12 protein-coding genes are annotated in these 13,900 nt (G+C 72.4%); 3 read left to right on the forward strand and 9 right to left on the reverse strand.

Annotation, left to right across the window (positions count from 1 at the left end):
• Positions 1-39 precede the first annotated feature (39 nt).
• Positions 40-591, forward strand: a complete 552-nt coding sequence (locus tag ACZ4D5_RS29110) for a MerR family DNA-binding transcriptional regulator (RefSeq protein ID WP_467775407.1) — start codon at positions 40-42, stop codon at positions 589-591.
• On the opposite strand, the gene ACZ4D5_RS29115 is transcribed toward ACZ4D5_RS29110, so the two are convergent.
• Both ACZ4D5_RS29115 and ACZ4D5_RS29120 read right to left on the reverse strand, forming a co-directional pair.
• Positions 540-1,301, reverse strand: a complete 762-nt coding sequence (locus tag ACZ4D5_RS29115) for a hypothetical protein (protein ID WP_467775408.1) — start codon at positions 1,299-1,301, stop codon at positions 540-542. The genes ACZ4D5_RS29110 and ACZ4D5_RS29115 overlap by 52 nt on opposite strands.
• 112 nt (positions 1,302-1,413) lie before the next feature.
• Positions 1,414-1,806: a VOC family protein gene (locus ACZ4D5_RS29120; protein WP_467775409.1), complete on the reverse strand. Its 393-nt coding sequence runs from the start codon at positions 1,804-1,806 to the stop codon at positions 1,414-1,416.
• 539 nt (positions 1,807-2,345) lie between these two features.
• On the opposite strand from ACZ4D5_RS29120, the gene ACZ4D5_RS29125 reads away from it, so the two are divergent.
• The gene (locus ACZ4D5_RS29125) at positions 2,346-3,518 is read left to right on the forward strand and encodes a S1 family peptidase (protein WP_467775410.1); all 1,173 of its coding nucleotides are present in this window, start codon (positions 2,346-2,348) and stop codon (positions 3,516-3,518) included.
• A gap of 42 nt (positions 3,519-3,560) precedes the next feature.
• Here ACZ4D5_RS29125 and ACZ4D5_RS29130 read toward each other — a convergent pair whose 3' ends face one another.
• The 6 genes from ACZ4D5_RS29130 to ACZ4D5_RS29155 all read right to left on the reverse strand — a co-directional run bounded on the left by ACZ4D5_RS29130 (position 3,561) and on the right by ACZ4D5_RS29155 (position 9,040).
• Entirely contained in the window at positions 3,561-5,837 is a 2,277-nt protein-coding gene (locus ACZ4D5_RS29130) for a HEAT repeat domain-containing protein (RefSeq protein WP_467775411.1), read from the reverse strand.
• On the reverse strand, positions 5,834-6,490 hold the full coding sequence (locus ACZ4D5_RS29135; protein ID WP_467775412.1) for a DUF7019 family protein: 657 nt from the start codon (positions 6,488-6,490) through the stop codon (positions 5,834-5,836). Before ACZ4D5_RS29135 ends, ACZ4D5_RS29130 begins: the two co-directional genes overlap by 4 nt.
• 13 nt (positions 6,491-6,503) lie before the next feature.
• Positions 6,504-6,692: a DUF397 domain-containing protein gene (locus ACZ4D5_RS29140; RefSeq protein WP_467775413.1), complete on the reverse strand. Its 189-nt coding sequence runs from the start codon at positions 6,690-6,692 to the stop codon at positions 6,504-6,506.
• Positions 6,689-7,012, reverse strand: coding sequence for a Scr1 family TA system antitoxin-like transcriptional regulator (locus tag ACZ4D5_RS29145; RefSeq protein ID WP_467775414.1), 324 nt, complete (start codon positions 7,010-7,012; stop codon positions 6,689-6,691). The genes ACZ4D5_RS29140 and ACZ4D5_RS29145 overlap by 4 nt, the downstream gene beginning before the upstream one ends.
• A 3-nt stretch (positions 7,013-7,015) precedes the next feature.
• Complete coding sequence (locus ACZ4D5_RS29150) at positions 7,016-7,219, reverse strand: hypothetical protein (protein ID WP_467775415.1); 204 nt, start codon at positions 7,217-7,219, stop codon at positions 7,016-7,018.
• 180 nt (positions 7,220-7,399) lie between these two features.
• Positions 7,400-9,040, reverse strand: a complete 1,641-nt coding sequence (locus tag ACZ4D5_RS29155) for a carboxylesterase/lipase family protein (protein WP_467775416.1) — start codon at positions 9,038-9,040, stop codon at positions 7,400-7,402.
• Positions 9,041-9,248: 208 nt separating this feature from the next.
• Between ACZ4D5_RS29155 and ACZ4D5_RS29160 the strand changes: the two genes are divergently transcribed.
• Positions 9,249-9,848 (forward strand): TetR/AcrR family transcriptional regulator, encoded by a 600-nt coding sequence (locus ACZ4D5_RS29160; protein WP_467775417.1) that lies wholly within the window; start codon positions 9,249-9,251, stop codon positions 9,846-9,848.
• 79 nt (positions 9,849-9,927) lie between these two features.
• Here the strand turns inward: ACZ4D5_RS29160 and ACZ4D5_RS29165 are convergent, their stop codons facing one another.
• Positions 9,928-13,827, reverse strand: coding sequence for a GH92 family glycosyl hydrolase (locus ACZ4D5_RS29165; RefSeq protein ID WP_467775418.1), 3,900 nt, complete (start codon positions 13,825-13,827; stop codon positions 9,928-9,930).
• Positions 13,828-13,900 lie beyond the last annotated feature (73 nt).

Here is a 13,900-nt window from a genome sequence, read left to right on the forward strand (position 1 = left end):
ACCTTTCCTCCTCAAGTCGCCTTGATGTCAACTGGGTTCATGGCGCGGCGAAGTGCGGTCCTCATCGGTGAGGCGGCGGCCCTGTACGGCCTGGCGCCGTCCGCGGTGCGGTGGTGGGAGCGGCAGGGCGTGCTCGACCCGCCGGACCGGGCCGCCGTCGTCATCTCGGGGAAGGCCACGCGCGAGGCCTGGCAGCGCGCCGTCGACGCCCGGCTCGCCCAAGTGGAGCGGCAGATCGCGCAGTTGGAGGTGGCCCGGAGGTACCTGCGCCATGCGCTGCACTGCACGGACGACGACATCGCGGGGAACTGCCCCGTCCTGGACGCCGAACTGTCCGCGTACACACCGCGCGGGCGCTTCCCGGGCGCCGACCTCGTCACCGCCGCCCGCACGGCCCGTGACGGCGCGGAGGGCGGACCCCCGCGTGACGAAAACGCGGCGGCCCGCCCTCCGTGTGACGAAAGCCCGGTGCTCTGCCCCGGACGTACTGCTCACGCGCCTGTCGGCAACGCGCCCACCGCGCGCGTCACCGCGGGTGATCAGCTCAGGGGGATGCTCTTGACGGCCGACAGGAGCGGTACGGGGACGTAGTCGCCGTTGCCGGGGCCGCAGACCGGACGGGTGTCGATGGTGTCGGAGATGTTCGTGCCCGTCGTGTACCGCTGGTCCGGGGCCGGCACCACGCTCGTGAGGTGGCTCTTGAGCCGCTCCGAGTAGTACACGCACTGGTGCAGGTTGAGGCGGCTGCCCGCGGTCAGATCCAGGGGCAGGGAGCCCGAGAGGCCGGGGTTGGGCACGTGGTTGCCGTTGCCCGGGCCACAAGTGGGCGTGGTCTCCTTGGTGTCGGAGACCTTCGTGCCGGTGGAGTAGCGCCCGTCGCCGCTCGGCGTCACCAGGGTGGTGAAGCGGTCGGTGCTCGCGCTCCGGTAGTAGTCACACTGCTGGAGGTTGAGGTAGCGGCCCGCGGTGAGGTCCAGCGCCTTGACGCCGTGCAGGAGCGGGACGGGTACGTGATTGCCGTTCCCCGCGCCGCAGGCGGCCGTGGTGTCGGCGGTGGTGGAGCGCTTCGTGCCGGTGGAGTAGCGTCCGTCGCCGCTCGGCGTCACGAAGGTGCTGAAGTGGTCGTCGAGGCTGCTCGCGTAGTACGCGCACTGGTGCAGGTTCAGATAGCCGGAGGCGGCCGCTCCCGCCTGCTCGTTCGGGGCCGCCGGGGCCGGCCCGGCCGTGCCCAGGAAGGTGCCCATGCCGACCGCGAGGGCGAGTGCGGGTCGCCACACGCGCAGGGCCGTCCATCGTTTCATTTCGGTTCTCCCGTCCGGGTGCGGGCTGCGCTCTGGAACCGTCCCGCACTTCCTGCGACGAAGGTCCCAGGGGCACCCCGCACCCCGGTATCCCGAAATCAGGGGATTGCGGCTACGCCTGGGGCCGGCCTCCGTACGGGACGGTGATGAGCTCCATGGCGTGGCCCGCCGGATCCAGGAAGTAGACGCCACGGCCGCCGTCGTTGTGGTTGATCCGGTTCGGCTGCTTCTGGTGCGGGTCGGCCCAGTGGGCGAGGCCGCGGGCCGTGATCTTCTCGTACGCCGCTGTGAACTCCGCGTCGGAGACGAGGAAGGCGTAGTGCTGCGGGGTGATGTGTTCCGCGGGGACGGCGGCGAAGTCCAGGGTGACTCCGTTGCTCAGGGCGACCGCGACGAACGGGCCCCACTCACCGGTGATTTCAAGGCCCAGCAGGTCCGCGAAGAACTCGGCGGACTCCCGGTTGTCCCGGGCGTGGACGATCGTGTGGTTCAGCTCGACTGGCAAGGAATGCCTCCATAAGGCATCTCCCGACACCTCCATGCCTCACCCGGCCGGTGACCGGCACGCGATGTCGCCGTGGATCTTAGGCACGGCGACATCGCGTTGTCGAGCCGCTGCTTCCGGAGGCGGCCGGTCGGCGCCGGGCCTGCCGCCGCTGCCACTCCAGGTCGGCCCCTGGCCGGTGTGCGGCGGGGGCCGAGGAAGGCAGGGCGCTTCCGTGCCACGGACCCGCGGGGCGGGTGCGCATCTGGATTTCCGCTGGAACGGCCTGCCGTGTCCGGGTGTTGGGCGTGCGGGGTGCGGCCGCCGCCATCGAAGAGCCGCATGCCTTCCGGGCATGGATCCGGACTCGGGCAGGACGGTGGTCCGCAGGCCGGACAGGGGCACCCGGCGCCGTAGGCCGGGAACCGTTCCCCCGGGTGCCGTGGGTCTGGACTTGGCCGCGTGGTCTCTCTACGCTCGGCCGCACCATGAGCTGAGAGCGCTCTCAGATCTCAACTCCGGTCCATCACAGCCCTGTTGGAACGACGAGAGGTCCTCCCGTGAGACGCAAGACCAGCGCACGCCTCCGCCTGTCCGCCGTGCTCCTGACCGCCGCCTGCGCCGCCACCGGCCTCGTGCCCGCCGCCGCGGCGGCGGACGACGGTGCCGACTCCGCGTCCGAGCCCGCGTCCGAGGCGCCCGCATCCGCCGCCCTCCTCGAAGCCATGGGTCGCGACCTCGGCCTGGCGCCCGCCGCCGCGCGCGAGCGCCTCGCGGACGAGCGGCGGGCCGTCAAGGTGGAGCGTGCGGCGCGGAAGGCGGCCGGTGCCGCGTACGGCGGGGCCTGGTTCGACGCCGGGCGCGGCAGGCTCACCGTCGCCGTCACCGAGCGGCGGGTCGCGGCCGACGTGCGCGAGACCGGGGCCGACGTGCGGTTCGTCGCGCACTCGGCGGCGCGGCTCGACGCGGCGAAGAAGCGGATCGACAAGCTCAAGGCGCCCTCGGGCGTGGCCAGTTGGCGGGTCGACGCGCAGGCGAACCGCGTCGTCGTCGACGTCGTCGAAGGACGCCGCGGCGACAACGATGTCGCGGCCTTCCTGCGGCGCGCCCGCGCCACCGCGCCCGTCCAGGTCGGCTCGGTCGCCGAGGCGCCCAGCACCTTCGCCGCAGGAACCGTGGGCGGCGACCCGTACTACACCGGCAACGTCCGCTGCTCCATCGGCTTCTCGGTGCACGGCGGCTTCGTCACGGCGGGGCACTGCGGTGGCGCGGGCGCGGCGGTGCGGGGCTGGGACGGCTCCCACATCGGCACGTTCCAGGGCTCCTCGTTCCCCGACAACGACTACGCGTGGGTGTCGGTGGGGAGCGGCTGGTGGACCGTGCCCGTCGTGCTCGGCTGGGGCACCATCCCCGACCAGCTGGTGCGGGGCTCTGCGGAGGCGCCGGTCGGCTCGTCGATCTGCCGGTCCGGCTCCACCACGAAGTGGCACTGCGGAAAGCTCCTCGCCAAGAACGAGACCGTCAACTACTCCGGCGGCGCCGTCGTCCGCCAGCTGACCAAGACCAGCGTCTGCGCCGAGGGCGGCGACTCGGGCGGCTCGTTCATCAGCGGCGACCAGGCCCAGGGCGTGACGTCCGGCGGCTGGGGCAACTGCGGCAGCGGTGGCGAGACGTGGTACCAGCCGGTGAACGAGATCCTGCAGCGGTACGGGCTGAGGCTGCACACGGCCTGACCGCGACTGCCGTCGCCCGCCTGACCCCGCGCGCGGTCGGGGTCAGGCGGGGTCCTGGGCGGAGGGACCCCGGCGCCCCGCCAGGACGGTGAGGGCCGCGCGCCAGCTCGCGTCGTCGAAGTGGGGCGGTGGGTGGTGGGCCAGGATGTGCGCGTCGGCCTCCTCGGTGTCCAGTGCGGCGAGGGCTCGCAGGGCGGCGTCGCGGCAGCCGTACGGGTGGTCGTCGGCGAGCAGCACGGCCAGGGGTCCGGCGCCCTGCGGCGCGCGCTTCTCGCCCAGCGCCTGGGCCACCGTCACGTGGACGTCCTCCGAGAGGTCGGGCCCGGTCAGCCGGCCGAGCCCGACGACCGCTTCGGGGCCGGGGCACCGGGCGAGCGCGTCGATCAGCTCGCCCACGACGTCCGGCCGGAGCGGTTGCGTCAGGGCGGCGAGGACGGGTCCGGCGGGCGCGCCGAGCAGGCCGAGGGTGCGGACGGCGGCGCGCGCGATGTCGCGGTCGGCCTCCCGCCCGACGAGCGCCCCCAACACCTGTGCCGCCTGGCCCACTTCGGCACCCTTGCCTGCCTCGGCTGCCTCGCTTGGGGTGGTCGGCTGGTGCGCGCCGTGCGCGTTGGTCGGTTCGCGTGCCTCGTTTGGGGTGGTCGGTTCGCCCGTCTCGCGTGTGTCGGTTGGCTCGCGCCTCTCGTGTGCCTCGCTCGTGTCGGTCGGCCGGTGCGTCTCGTTCGGGGTGGTCGGCTTACGCGCCTCGTGTGTGTCGGTCGGCTTACGCGCCTCGTGTGCGTCGGTCGGTTCGCGCGCCTCGGCTGCCTCGCTTGTCCCGGGTGCTTCGTCTTCTCGGGTGGTCTCGCTCACCGCCTGCCCGGCGAAGCCGCCCACCGCCCGCACCGCCTGGAGCCGCACCGGTGCCGACGGGTCCCGTACGGCGGCCAGTACCACCGGAAGGGACTCCGGTGCCCCGAGGATGCCCAGCGCGTGCAGGGCGCGGGCCCGGAGTGTGCCGGGTTCCTCCCCGTCCGACGCGAGGGCCGCGAGGCGTGCGGCCGCCGGACGGTGGCGCAGCGCGGCGAGCGCGTCGACGGCCGCGGTGCGCAGCAGTCTTGGCGACTCCCCGGCCCCGGACCCTTCCCCGCCCCCGACCGCGGCAAGGAGCAGCGGCGCGGCTTCCGTGTGGCCCGCCAGGCCCAACGACAGGGCCGCACCCCGTCGTTGACGCGCATTGCCGTCCCCTGTCAGGAGCGTGAGCAGCTCCGGCACGGGCGGCTGCGGCAGGCGCGCCACCGCCCGCGCGGCCGCCTCGCCGACCCGCGGGTCGCCGAGGGCCGCGAGGAGCGCGTCGGTCGCCGCCGCGCCCCCGACGGCTCCGAGCGCTCCGGCCGCCGCCCTGCGCACGGTCGGCACGGCCCCTGCGCCGAGCAGCTGGATCAGGGTCGGCACGTCCCGGTAGTCCTGCGCCCCGCCGAAGAGTTCGGGCCGCTTCTGGACGAAGGCGCAGACCGTGACCGCGGCACAGTCGGGGGCCCGGTAGGGGGCGCGGCGCCCCGGCACGCTGTCCATGAGGTCGCCCCGCAGCACGTCCCGCCCCCTCTTGGTCCGGGCGAGCAGCTCGGCCGCGGGCGCCGCCGTCGCCGCGTCCGGATCGCGCAGCGCGCGCCGCAGCATGATCTCGGGGATCCAGCCCGCCGGCGGCGGCCAGGACTCCTCGGGGAGCTCGGTGAGCGCCCGGACGGCTGCCCTGCGCAGTCCGGGCGAGGTGGCCTTCGAGTCCACGAGGAACAGCAGGGCCGGTCCGGTACGAGGGTCGCGCATCGCGCCGAGCACCTGCACCGCGTGCATCTCGTCCCCCGGCAGCAGCGTCCAGAGCGCGGCCACCAGCGCGGGCACGGCCTCCGGCGGGCGCAGCGCGGCCACCGCGTCGAGCACCGGTTTCGCGGGGCGCGGCTCGGCCAGTCTGTCGACCAGTTCACGCACGACCTCGGGCCCGCCGAGGGCGCCGAGGGCCCGGAACAGGGTCTCCCCCTGGCCGTAGTTCTCCAGTTTCCCCTCGCGCAGCCGCCGCAGCAGCAGGGGGACCGCGCGGCGCTCGCCCAGCTTCGCCAAGGGGGAGACGACCCACAGGTGGAGATGGCGGGTGTAGTGGTCCGGCCGTTCAAGGCAGTCGAGGAGCGCGTCGGCGGCGGCCGGGCCGCCGATGTCCGCGATCAGCCCGACGGCCCGAAGAGCGGTGGTGAAGTCGCCGGACCGCATGACGCGGCTCAGGCCCTCCACGTCTCCCGCCAGCCGCATTCCGGCCATCTCGGGGCCCGTCGCGTCCGGCTTCATTCAGGTCCTCGCCCTTGCCGTCGCGGCTCGTCCGCCATCGCCACGTACAGCGGCGTCCCGACGACCACCTGTAGTTCCCGCCCGTCCTGTCCGGTGACTGTTCCGCTGACCAGGCGCCGCGCGAGGAACTCGCCGAAGACGGGCGGCACCGTCAACGACTCGGAGAACATGAGGACTTGGCGCATCGCCTCGTCCTCGTCCACGGTCCGTCCGGTCGCCCGCGCGTCCTCCCGTACGAGCTGGAACAGCGACGGCAGGTTGGAGAACGCCGCCTGGAGCGTGTCGGGCGCCGTCCGCTGTCCGATCAGATGGTGCGCCGAGCCGATGAGCGCGACGACGGTGTCGCCCTCGCGCCCCGTCATGAACGTCGGCCCCGCGGGCGAGCCGTACCCCGCGATCCGCAGCCCCAGATCCCCTCGGAACCACGGCCTCGGCTCGGTCATCCAGCTGACGTCGAACTCCCGCTCCAGGTAGGCCTCGACGATGTCGAGCCGGTCGTACGCGCTGGCCTCCGCGCGCGGCGACTGCACGGAGACGCTGAGCACCTTCAGGTCGACCTTCGCCTCGACGGCGAGGCGTTTGAGCAGCTTGGACGGGATCTGCTCGTACAGCATGTCCAGCTTGGCGCCGGAAACGTAGAGGTAGTACCGCACGTCGTTCGTTGCGTCAGGCGTGGTCCTGGGGGAGGTTCAGAAAGGCGGTCCATGTCTCCGGGGCGACGGTGAAGTGGGGGCCGTCGGGGTTCTTGGAGCCGCGGATGTGGATGGCGGTGGGGTGGGCGGCGACTTCGAGGCAGTTGCCGCCCTCGCTGCCGCTGTAGGTCGACTTGAACCACATAAGCGCGGTGCCGCTCATTGCTCTCCTAGCAGACGGTCAAGCAGGTCCCTGGTGTCCTCCGGATTTAGGGCCTGCGTCCGCAGCATCGCACATTTCCGCGTCAGGATCGCCACCTCGTCCGGATCAGCGATCAGTTGACTTCCGCGCTGGGATTCTGTGGGGGCGAGCCGCTGGTGCTCAGGCGTTTCGAGGAGTACGAACGGGCCGTCGAGGGCTGCGTGAGTGGTGCGCTCGACCACCACGTCGATCATGGGGCGCGTCGTCTGGTCCGCCAGCGGCAGGGCCTCGGCGATGGCGTGTGCCGGCACGGTGCCGTGCCGCAGCGGGGAGAGCTCCACCCATCAGGCGCCGTCCCGGAAGGACGGCTGCGCCTCGTGCGCGGCCCGCAGCGCGAGGCGTGTCCTGCCCACGCCGCCGACCCCTGTCAGCGCCACCAGGCGCGCCTTTGCGAGCCGGTGGCGGACCTCCGCCAACTCCGCCCGCCGCCCGATCAGTTCCGTCGTCTCCGCAGGCAGACCTCCCGCGTACTGCTTCCGCTCGGTCACGTCGGCCTCCCAGTCCGCGACCGGCAACCACCAGGAACGAAGGGCAGCTTGGCGACTCGCGTCACACGGCGGGACGGTAGGAGGGAAAGCGATCGAAGATGACGGCGTCGGACCGCGACGGACGGAGAATGGCGGACTTCGCGGCGGATGCGGGGCGGGTGCCGGGTGCCCGGCGCGAGGTCAGCGCAGCCAGAAGCCGCACTGCCGGTTGACGTCCAGGTCGACGGGGCGCGGGCCGCGCGGACCGGGCGCGAGGTCGAGCGCGTACGACGTGCCGCGCGCGCTGGTGCGCGGCCAGGCGTTCGCGTGCACCCCGTTCGGGTCGCCGGAGCGCACGAACCGCGCCCAGTGCCCGACCATGCGGTCGGCGAGCCGCCGCTGCTCTGCCGTGAGCGGCGGGGCGTTGACGGAGTCGAAGAGATAGGGGACGTCGGCGCCGTGCGCGACCGAGGGGCGGACGTGCCTCGGCAGCGGGTGGCCGCTGAGCGGGACCGCGGCCTCGTCGTCGAAGAGATAGCTGTACGTGGGTGCCGTACGGGCGTGCAGGCGCGCCGCCCGCCAGGCCGGGCACGTCCAGGAGCGGTCGCTGAACATCCGCGCGGCGGCGGCCATGGGGGAGGGGAAGTCCCCGACCGGATAACGGCGTTCGACCTGCCCGGCGGTGTCGTTCCCGAAGGCGCCGCGCAGCAGATCGCGGTACTGCGACGCGGTCAGGCCGTCCGGGTACACGCCGAGGGCGAACTCGACGTGCTCGTCGCGGGTCGTGCCCTGGAGAAGGGGCACGGGGGCCTCGCGTCCGGCGGCGAAGACCTCGGCGGGGCGGCGCGGCACCAGGTCGGTTCCGTACGCGACGATGCTGAACTGTGCCTGGTGCTTCACGAGTTCGCGTGCGGGCAGGCGACGCAGGCAGGTGACGTCGGGGCAGCCGAGCCGCTTGCCGAGGCCGCTGCCGGTCCGCTGGACGGTCGTCAGCGGCTGCCAGCCGTTGACGGGGCCGGAGCCGGGGCCGAACCCGCCGGCCGGGAAGTCGGTCAGGCACGATCCGCTCTGCACGACCGCCTGCCGGAACAGGCCGTGGGCGCGCGGGGACGTCATCAGCGTGCAGGTGCTCATGGCCCCGGCGGAGACACCGCCGAGCGTGACGCGGCCGGGGTCGCCGCCGAAGCGGGCGATGTTGGCGTGCACCCAGCGCAGCGCGGCGAGTTGGTCCTGGAGGCCGAAGTCGCCCTGGCGGCCGAGGCCGGGGTGGGCGAAGAAGCCGAAGACGCCGAGCCGGTAGTTGAGCGTCACGACGACCATGTCGCCGCGTTTCACCAGCCGCGCCGGGTCGTCGACGGAGCCCGCGCCGGTGACGAATCCGCCGCCGGGCATCCACACGAGGACGGGGCGGGTCCTGCCGGGCTCGGGCGGGCGGCGCGGGGCGGTGACGTTCAGCGTCAGGCAGTCCTCGCTCTGCGGCAGCCCGTCCGGCATCTCCGGGGCGTCGGGCTGGACGCAGACGGGGCCGGGCCGTGAGGCGTCGCGTACGCCGCTCCAGGGGCGGGCGGGCCGCGGGGGCCGCCAGCGCAGGGGGCCGACGGGCGGGGCGGCGAAGGGGATGCCCTGGAAGCGGCGTAACCCGTCGCGCGCCGCGGTCCCGCGGACGGCTCCGCCGGTGGTGCGGACGACGGGGGAGGAGGCGGTGGCGTCGGCGTCCCGCGCGGGAGCGGCCGCCGGGGCGGAGCCGGGCGGCCCGCAGGACGCCAGCGCCGCCGTGACGCCGAGAGCGACCAGCCCCCGCACCACCGCCCGCCTCACTCGTGCGATCTGGTCGGACCTCATGGGCGCAGCCTTTCGGAAGGGGGCAGGTGTACACGGCACCTGCGCACGGCACGTCGTATGCGCGGCACATACGTGACCGCTTTTGCAATGCGACCGCATGGTAATAACGCCGGCGGCTATGATGCAATGCGCCCGCATGGCAAAGGGCGGAGGTGGCCGAGTGCGCGAGGCGGGCGAGCCACGGCAGCGGAGGACGGGGGAGAGGAACATGCCGAAGGTCGTCGACCACGAGGAGCGCAGAGGCCGACTGGTCGAGGCGGTCTGGGAGTTGACCGTCCGCGAGGGCCTGGAAGGCGTGACGCTGCGCAAGGTCGCGGCCGAGGCCGGGGTCTCGATGGGGCAGGTGCAGCATTACTACGCGTCGATGCGGGAGCTGATCCGCGACGCCTTCACCCGCGCCCAGCGCTCCGTCGACGCGAAGGTGCGGGCAGGCGTCGAATCGTCCGGCTCCACCGCCCCGGAGGCGATCCTGCGCACCTGTCTGCACGCCCTGCTCGCCCCCGACGAGGAGACCCGCCGACTGGTCCTGCTCTCGGTGGCAGGCCTCGGCCGTGCCGTCTCCGACCCCCAACTGGCCCAGGTCTTCACCGCGCAGGACGACTCACTGCGCGAGTTCACGGCCTCGCTGCTCACGGAGGCCCGCCGTGAACGCGGGGTCGAGGCAGGGCAGTTCGACGCCCTCGCCGAAGCGGACATCTGCTGGAGCCTGGCGGAGAGCCTGGCCACGGACGTGGCCCTCGGCCTGCGCACCCCCGAGTCCGCGCAACACCTGATGACCCACCGCGTCGACGGCGCTCTGGCCCGCTGAGCCGACTCAGGGGCGGGAGTGAACTCGCCACTCCCGCCCCTGACGCGCCTTTCCCCTCACTGCCGCCCGTGCGGACGGATCAGCTCAGCAGCTCCACCTCCGCCAGCGTCGCCGAACCCTGCGGCACGAGCCGGTAGTGCCCGTACGTCCCCGGGTCGTCGATCGTGAACGCCCGGGTCTGCCGGTCCCACGCGAAGGACTCGCCGGACCGCTCGTCCAGGTCCTTCCACTTCGTGCCGTCCTTCGAGCCCTGCAGGACCCAGCCGCGCGGCGCCTTCGCCCTGTCGGCCGACGACGTCAGCGTGTACTGCACCGCCTTCGTCTTCCCGTCCACCGGCAGTTCCACCGCCGAGTCCGACGTTGCCTTCGTGTCCGAGGAGTTGTCGAAGAGCGCGCCCTCGCCCTTCAGCACGTCCTTCCTCGGGGACGGCACCTTGTCGTCCCGCGCGATCGACGCCGGCTGGGCGCCGCGGCCCGAACCCCACGCCGAAGGCTTCGGGCCCATGTCGAACTCCAGGACTCCGCCGCGCGCGATCTCCTTGTGGGGAAGGGCGGTTGACGCCCACTTCTTGCCGTTGACCTCAAGGCCCTGGACGTACACGTTCTTCGCGCTGTTCTTCGGTGCCTTGACGACCAGGTCCCTGCCGTTGTCCAGGTGGACGGTCACCTTGGTGAACTGCGGGGATCCGATCGCGTACTCCCCGCTGCCCATCACCAGCGGGTAGAAGCCGAGCGAGGAGAAGAGGTACCAGGCCGACTGCTCGCCGTTGTCCTCGTCGCCGTGGTAGCCCTGGCCGATCTCGCTGCCGGTGTAGAGGCGCGCGAGGACCTCGCGGACCTTCTCCTGCGTCTTCCACGGCTGCCCGGCCGCGTCGTACATGTACGCCGCGTGGTGGGCGACCTGGTTGGAGTGGCCGTACATGCCCATCCGCACGTCGCGGGCCTCCGTCATCTCGTGGATGACGCCGCCGTACGATCCCGCGAACTCGGCGGAGCCCGTCTCCGGGGTCGCGAAGTACGTGTCGAGCTTGTCGCCGAGGCCCTTGCGGCCGCCGTACAGGTTGGCCAGGCCGCGCGAGTCCTGCGGGGCCGTGAAGGCGTACCCCCAGGCGTTGGTCTCCGTGTAGTCGTGGCCCCACACGCGCGGGTCGAACTTCTCCGACGGCACGCGCCATACGCCCTTGGCGTTCCTGCCCTGGAAGAAGCCGGGGTCCGTGCCCGCGCCCGCCGCCTTGTCGTCGAAGAGGTTCACGTAGTCCTGGGCGCGGTTGAGGAAGTACTCCGACTCCTCCTTGTAGTGCTTCTTGCCCGTCTTCTTGTAGAGGGCGGCGCCCATGCGGGAGATGCCGTAGTCGTTGAGGTAGCCCTCCAGGGCCCACGACAGACCCTCGTGGGTCTCGCTGGGCGTGTAGCCGAGGAACGGCGACTTCTCCATGCCCTTGCGGCCGACGCCCGAACTCGGCGGCACCACCGTCGCGTTCTTCAGCGCCGCGTCGTACGCGGCCTCCGCGTCGAACTTCACGCCCTTGACGTACGCGTCGGCGAACGCCACGTCCGAGGAGGTGCCCGTCATCAGGTCCGCGTACCCCGGCGAGGACCAGCGCGAGGTCCAGCCGCCGTCCTTGTACTGCTGCACGAAGCCGTCGACCAGCTCGCCCGCCTTCTTGGGGGTCAGCAGGGAGTAGGCGGGCCACGTCGTCCGATACGTGTCCCAGAAGCCGTTGTTCACGTACGGCCTGCCCTCGACGATCTTCGCGCCGGTGTGGGTGGGGGTGTCGGGTCCGGTCTGCGGCGAGAACGGGGACGCGTACTTGTACGTCGCCTTGCCGCCGCCCTCCGGAACGACCTTCTCGAAGCCGGAGTTGGGATAGAGGTAGAGGCGGTAGAGGGAGGAGTACAGGCTCGTGCGCTGCCCCTCGCTCGCGCCCTCGACCTCCACCCTGCCGAGGATGTCGTCCCACTGCTTCTGGGCGCGGTCCTTCACGCGGTCGAAGGACGTGCCCGCCGGGATCTCCTGGCCGAGGTTGGCCTTCGCCTGGTCCAGGCTGATCAGGGACGTCGCCATGCGGAGCGTGACCGTGCGGTCCTTGCCGGGATCGAGGCGGAGGTACCCGGTGACGTCGCCGCCACCGCCGCCGTCCAGCTTGCCGCCCGCCGTCACGGGCGCGTCGAGGACGCCGTACACGAACAGGCGCGTCGCGCCCGTCGACAGACCGGACTTGACGTCGGAGAAGCCGCTCACGACCCCCTTCTCCTCGTCGAGGGTCAGGCCGCCCTTCTCCGAGACGTTGTCGAAGATCACGCTCGCGTCGTCGCCGGGGTAGGTGAAGCGCATCATCGCGGCGTGGTCGGTCGGCGCCATCTCGGCCTTCAGGCCGTTCTCGAACGTCACGCCGTAGTAGTGCGGGCGCGCCGTCTCCTTCTCGTGCCGGAACGCCAGCGCCCGCTTGGTCCGCGCGGCGCTCGGGGTGTCCTTGTCGACCGAGGGCATCATCTGGAACGTCTGCCGGTCGCCCATCCACGGGCTCGGCTCGTGGCTCGCGCTGAACGCCTGGATGGTCGGCAGGTTGTCGTCGTTGTTGCCGCGCGCGTAGTCGTAGAGCCAGCTCAGGGAGCCCGCGTTGGTCACCGGCGTCCAGAAGTTGAAGCCGTGCGGGACGGCCGTGGCCGGGAAGGTGTTGCCGCGCGAGAAACCGCCGCTGGAGTTGGTGCCGCGCGTGGTGTCCGCGTAGTCGGAGAGGTGCGCCTTCGGCTTCGGCGGGGCCTTCTCCTTCAGCGACACGTCGTCCAGCCAGCCGCGGAACTTCGCCGGGCCCTTGGGCGAGTCGTACGCCAGCAGGATCCGGTCGACCGTCTTCCCCGCGGCGACCTCGCCGACGCGGGAGGCGACGTTGTTCCACTGGTTGACGTAGAGCACCTTGGACGCGCCCTGGCCCCGCGGGCTCAGCGGGAAGCCGTGCTGGTCCGTGGCCTCGAGGTCGCTGAGGTAGGTGCCGTCGGTGAACGCGAGGTCCACGGCGACGTTCGTGGCGGCGTAGTCGAGGTCGCCCTCGGCCATCGAGGGGAAGACGCGGTACCCGAGCTCGGTGTCGCGCCGCACCGGCACATCGACGTCGAAGACCTTGTTGTACGAGTAGCCGCGGCCGTCCACCTTGTGGGTGCCCGCATAGCGCAGCGCGTGCGTGCCGGTGAAGCCGGCGCGGGACCTGGCGGTGGGCGAGCCGCTGGGGCCGCGGTCCACGAGGCTCAGCATGTCCTCGGGGGCGGGGGCCTCGGTGCCGCCCACCGACAGCTGTACGTCGGCGAGTTGGAGGGCGTCGTCGGCGCCGTTGTTCGCGGTGACGTCCAGGCGGTAGTGCGTGTACTCCCCGCTGTTGTCGACGTCGTACTTCTTCGTCCTGTGGCGGCCGTCGAAGGTTTCGCCCGCGCGCTCGTCGAGGACCTTCCAGTCCTTGCCGTCCGTGGAGCCCTTCAGGGTCCAGTCCTTCGGGTCGCGCTCGGCGTGGTCGTTGGCGGACGTCAGCGCGTACGTCACGACCTTCGCGGGCGCGTCGAGGTCGAACTCCACCCACCCGGACTTGGCGAACGTCAGCCACTTGCTGGTCGCCTCGGCGTCGACGAGGTTCTCCGCCACCTCGCCCGAGCCCGCGTTCTCGCCGCTCGCGCGGACGTCGGTGACGCGGTCGTTCACGCTGCCGGGCAGGCCGGAGCTGAACGCGCCGTTCACGCCCGCGGCCTTCTTCTTCCCGTCGGGGCCCGTCTCGACGGTGCTCAGCCAGTCCGGCCGGGCGTCGCCCGCCTCGAAGGAGGAGGCGAACTCCCGCTGCCCGGCGGGAGGTTGCCCGGGCTCGGCGACGGCGGCCCCCTGTGCCGACGCGACGAGCGCGAGCGCCAGTGCCCCGACGGCGGCGGCCGAGCGGGGTCCTTGACCGGGCGGGCGGTGGTGTCTGAAACGAGGTCTGCGTGCCGAGTGCGGCATCCCCGAGCCCCTCCTTGCGAGTTGGACAACGTTGTCACGGTCGCTGCGCAAGGTCTAGTAGGGCGTCAAGTGG

The organism is Streptomyces sp. NPDC025651, assembly GCF_055558735.1.

Bases quoted from the DNA above. Each gene is read 5' to 3' on its own strand.
- ACZ4D5_RS29115 (WP_467775408.1), bottom strand. From the start codon at position 1,301: ATGAAACGATGGACGGCCCTGCGCGTGTGGCGACCCGCACTCGCCCTC.
- ACZ4D5_RS29140 (WP_467775413.1), bottom strand. From the start codon at position 6,692: ATGAGCGGCACCGCGCTTATGTGGTTCAAGTCGACCTACAGCGGCAGC.
- ACZ4D5_RS29130 (WP_467775411.1), bottom strand. From the start codon at position 5,837: ATGAAGCCGGACGCGACGGGCCCCGAGATGGCCGGAATGCGGCTGGCG.
- ACZ4D5_RS29160 (WP_467775417.1), top strand. From the start codon at position 9,249: ATGCCGAAGGTCGTCGACCACGAGGAGCGCAGAGGCCGACTGGTCGAG.
- ACZ4D5_RS29155 (WP_467775416.1), bottom strand. From the start codon at position 9,040: ATGAGGTCCGACCAGATCGCACGAGTGAGGCGGGCGGTGGTGCGGGGG.
- ACZ4D5_RS29110 (WP_467775407.1), top strand. From the start codon at position 40: ATGGCGCGGCGAAGTGCGGTCCTCATCGGTGAGGCGGCGGCCCTGTAC.
- ACZ4D5_RS29165 (WP_467775418.1), bottom strand. From the start codon at position 13,827: ATGCCGCACTCGGCACGCAGACCTCGTTTCAGACACCACCGCCCGCCC.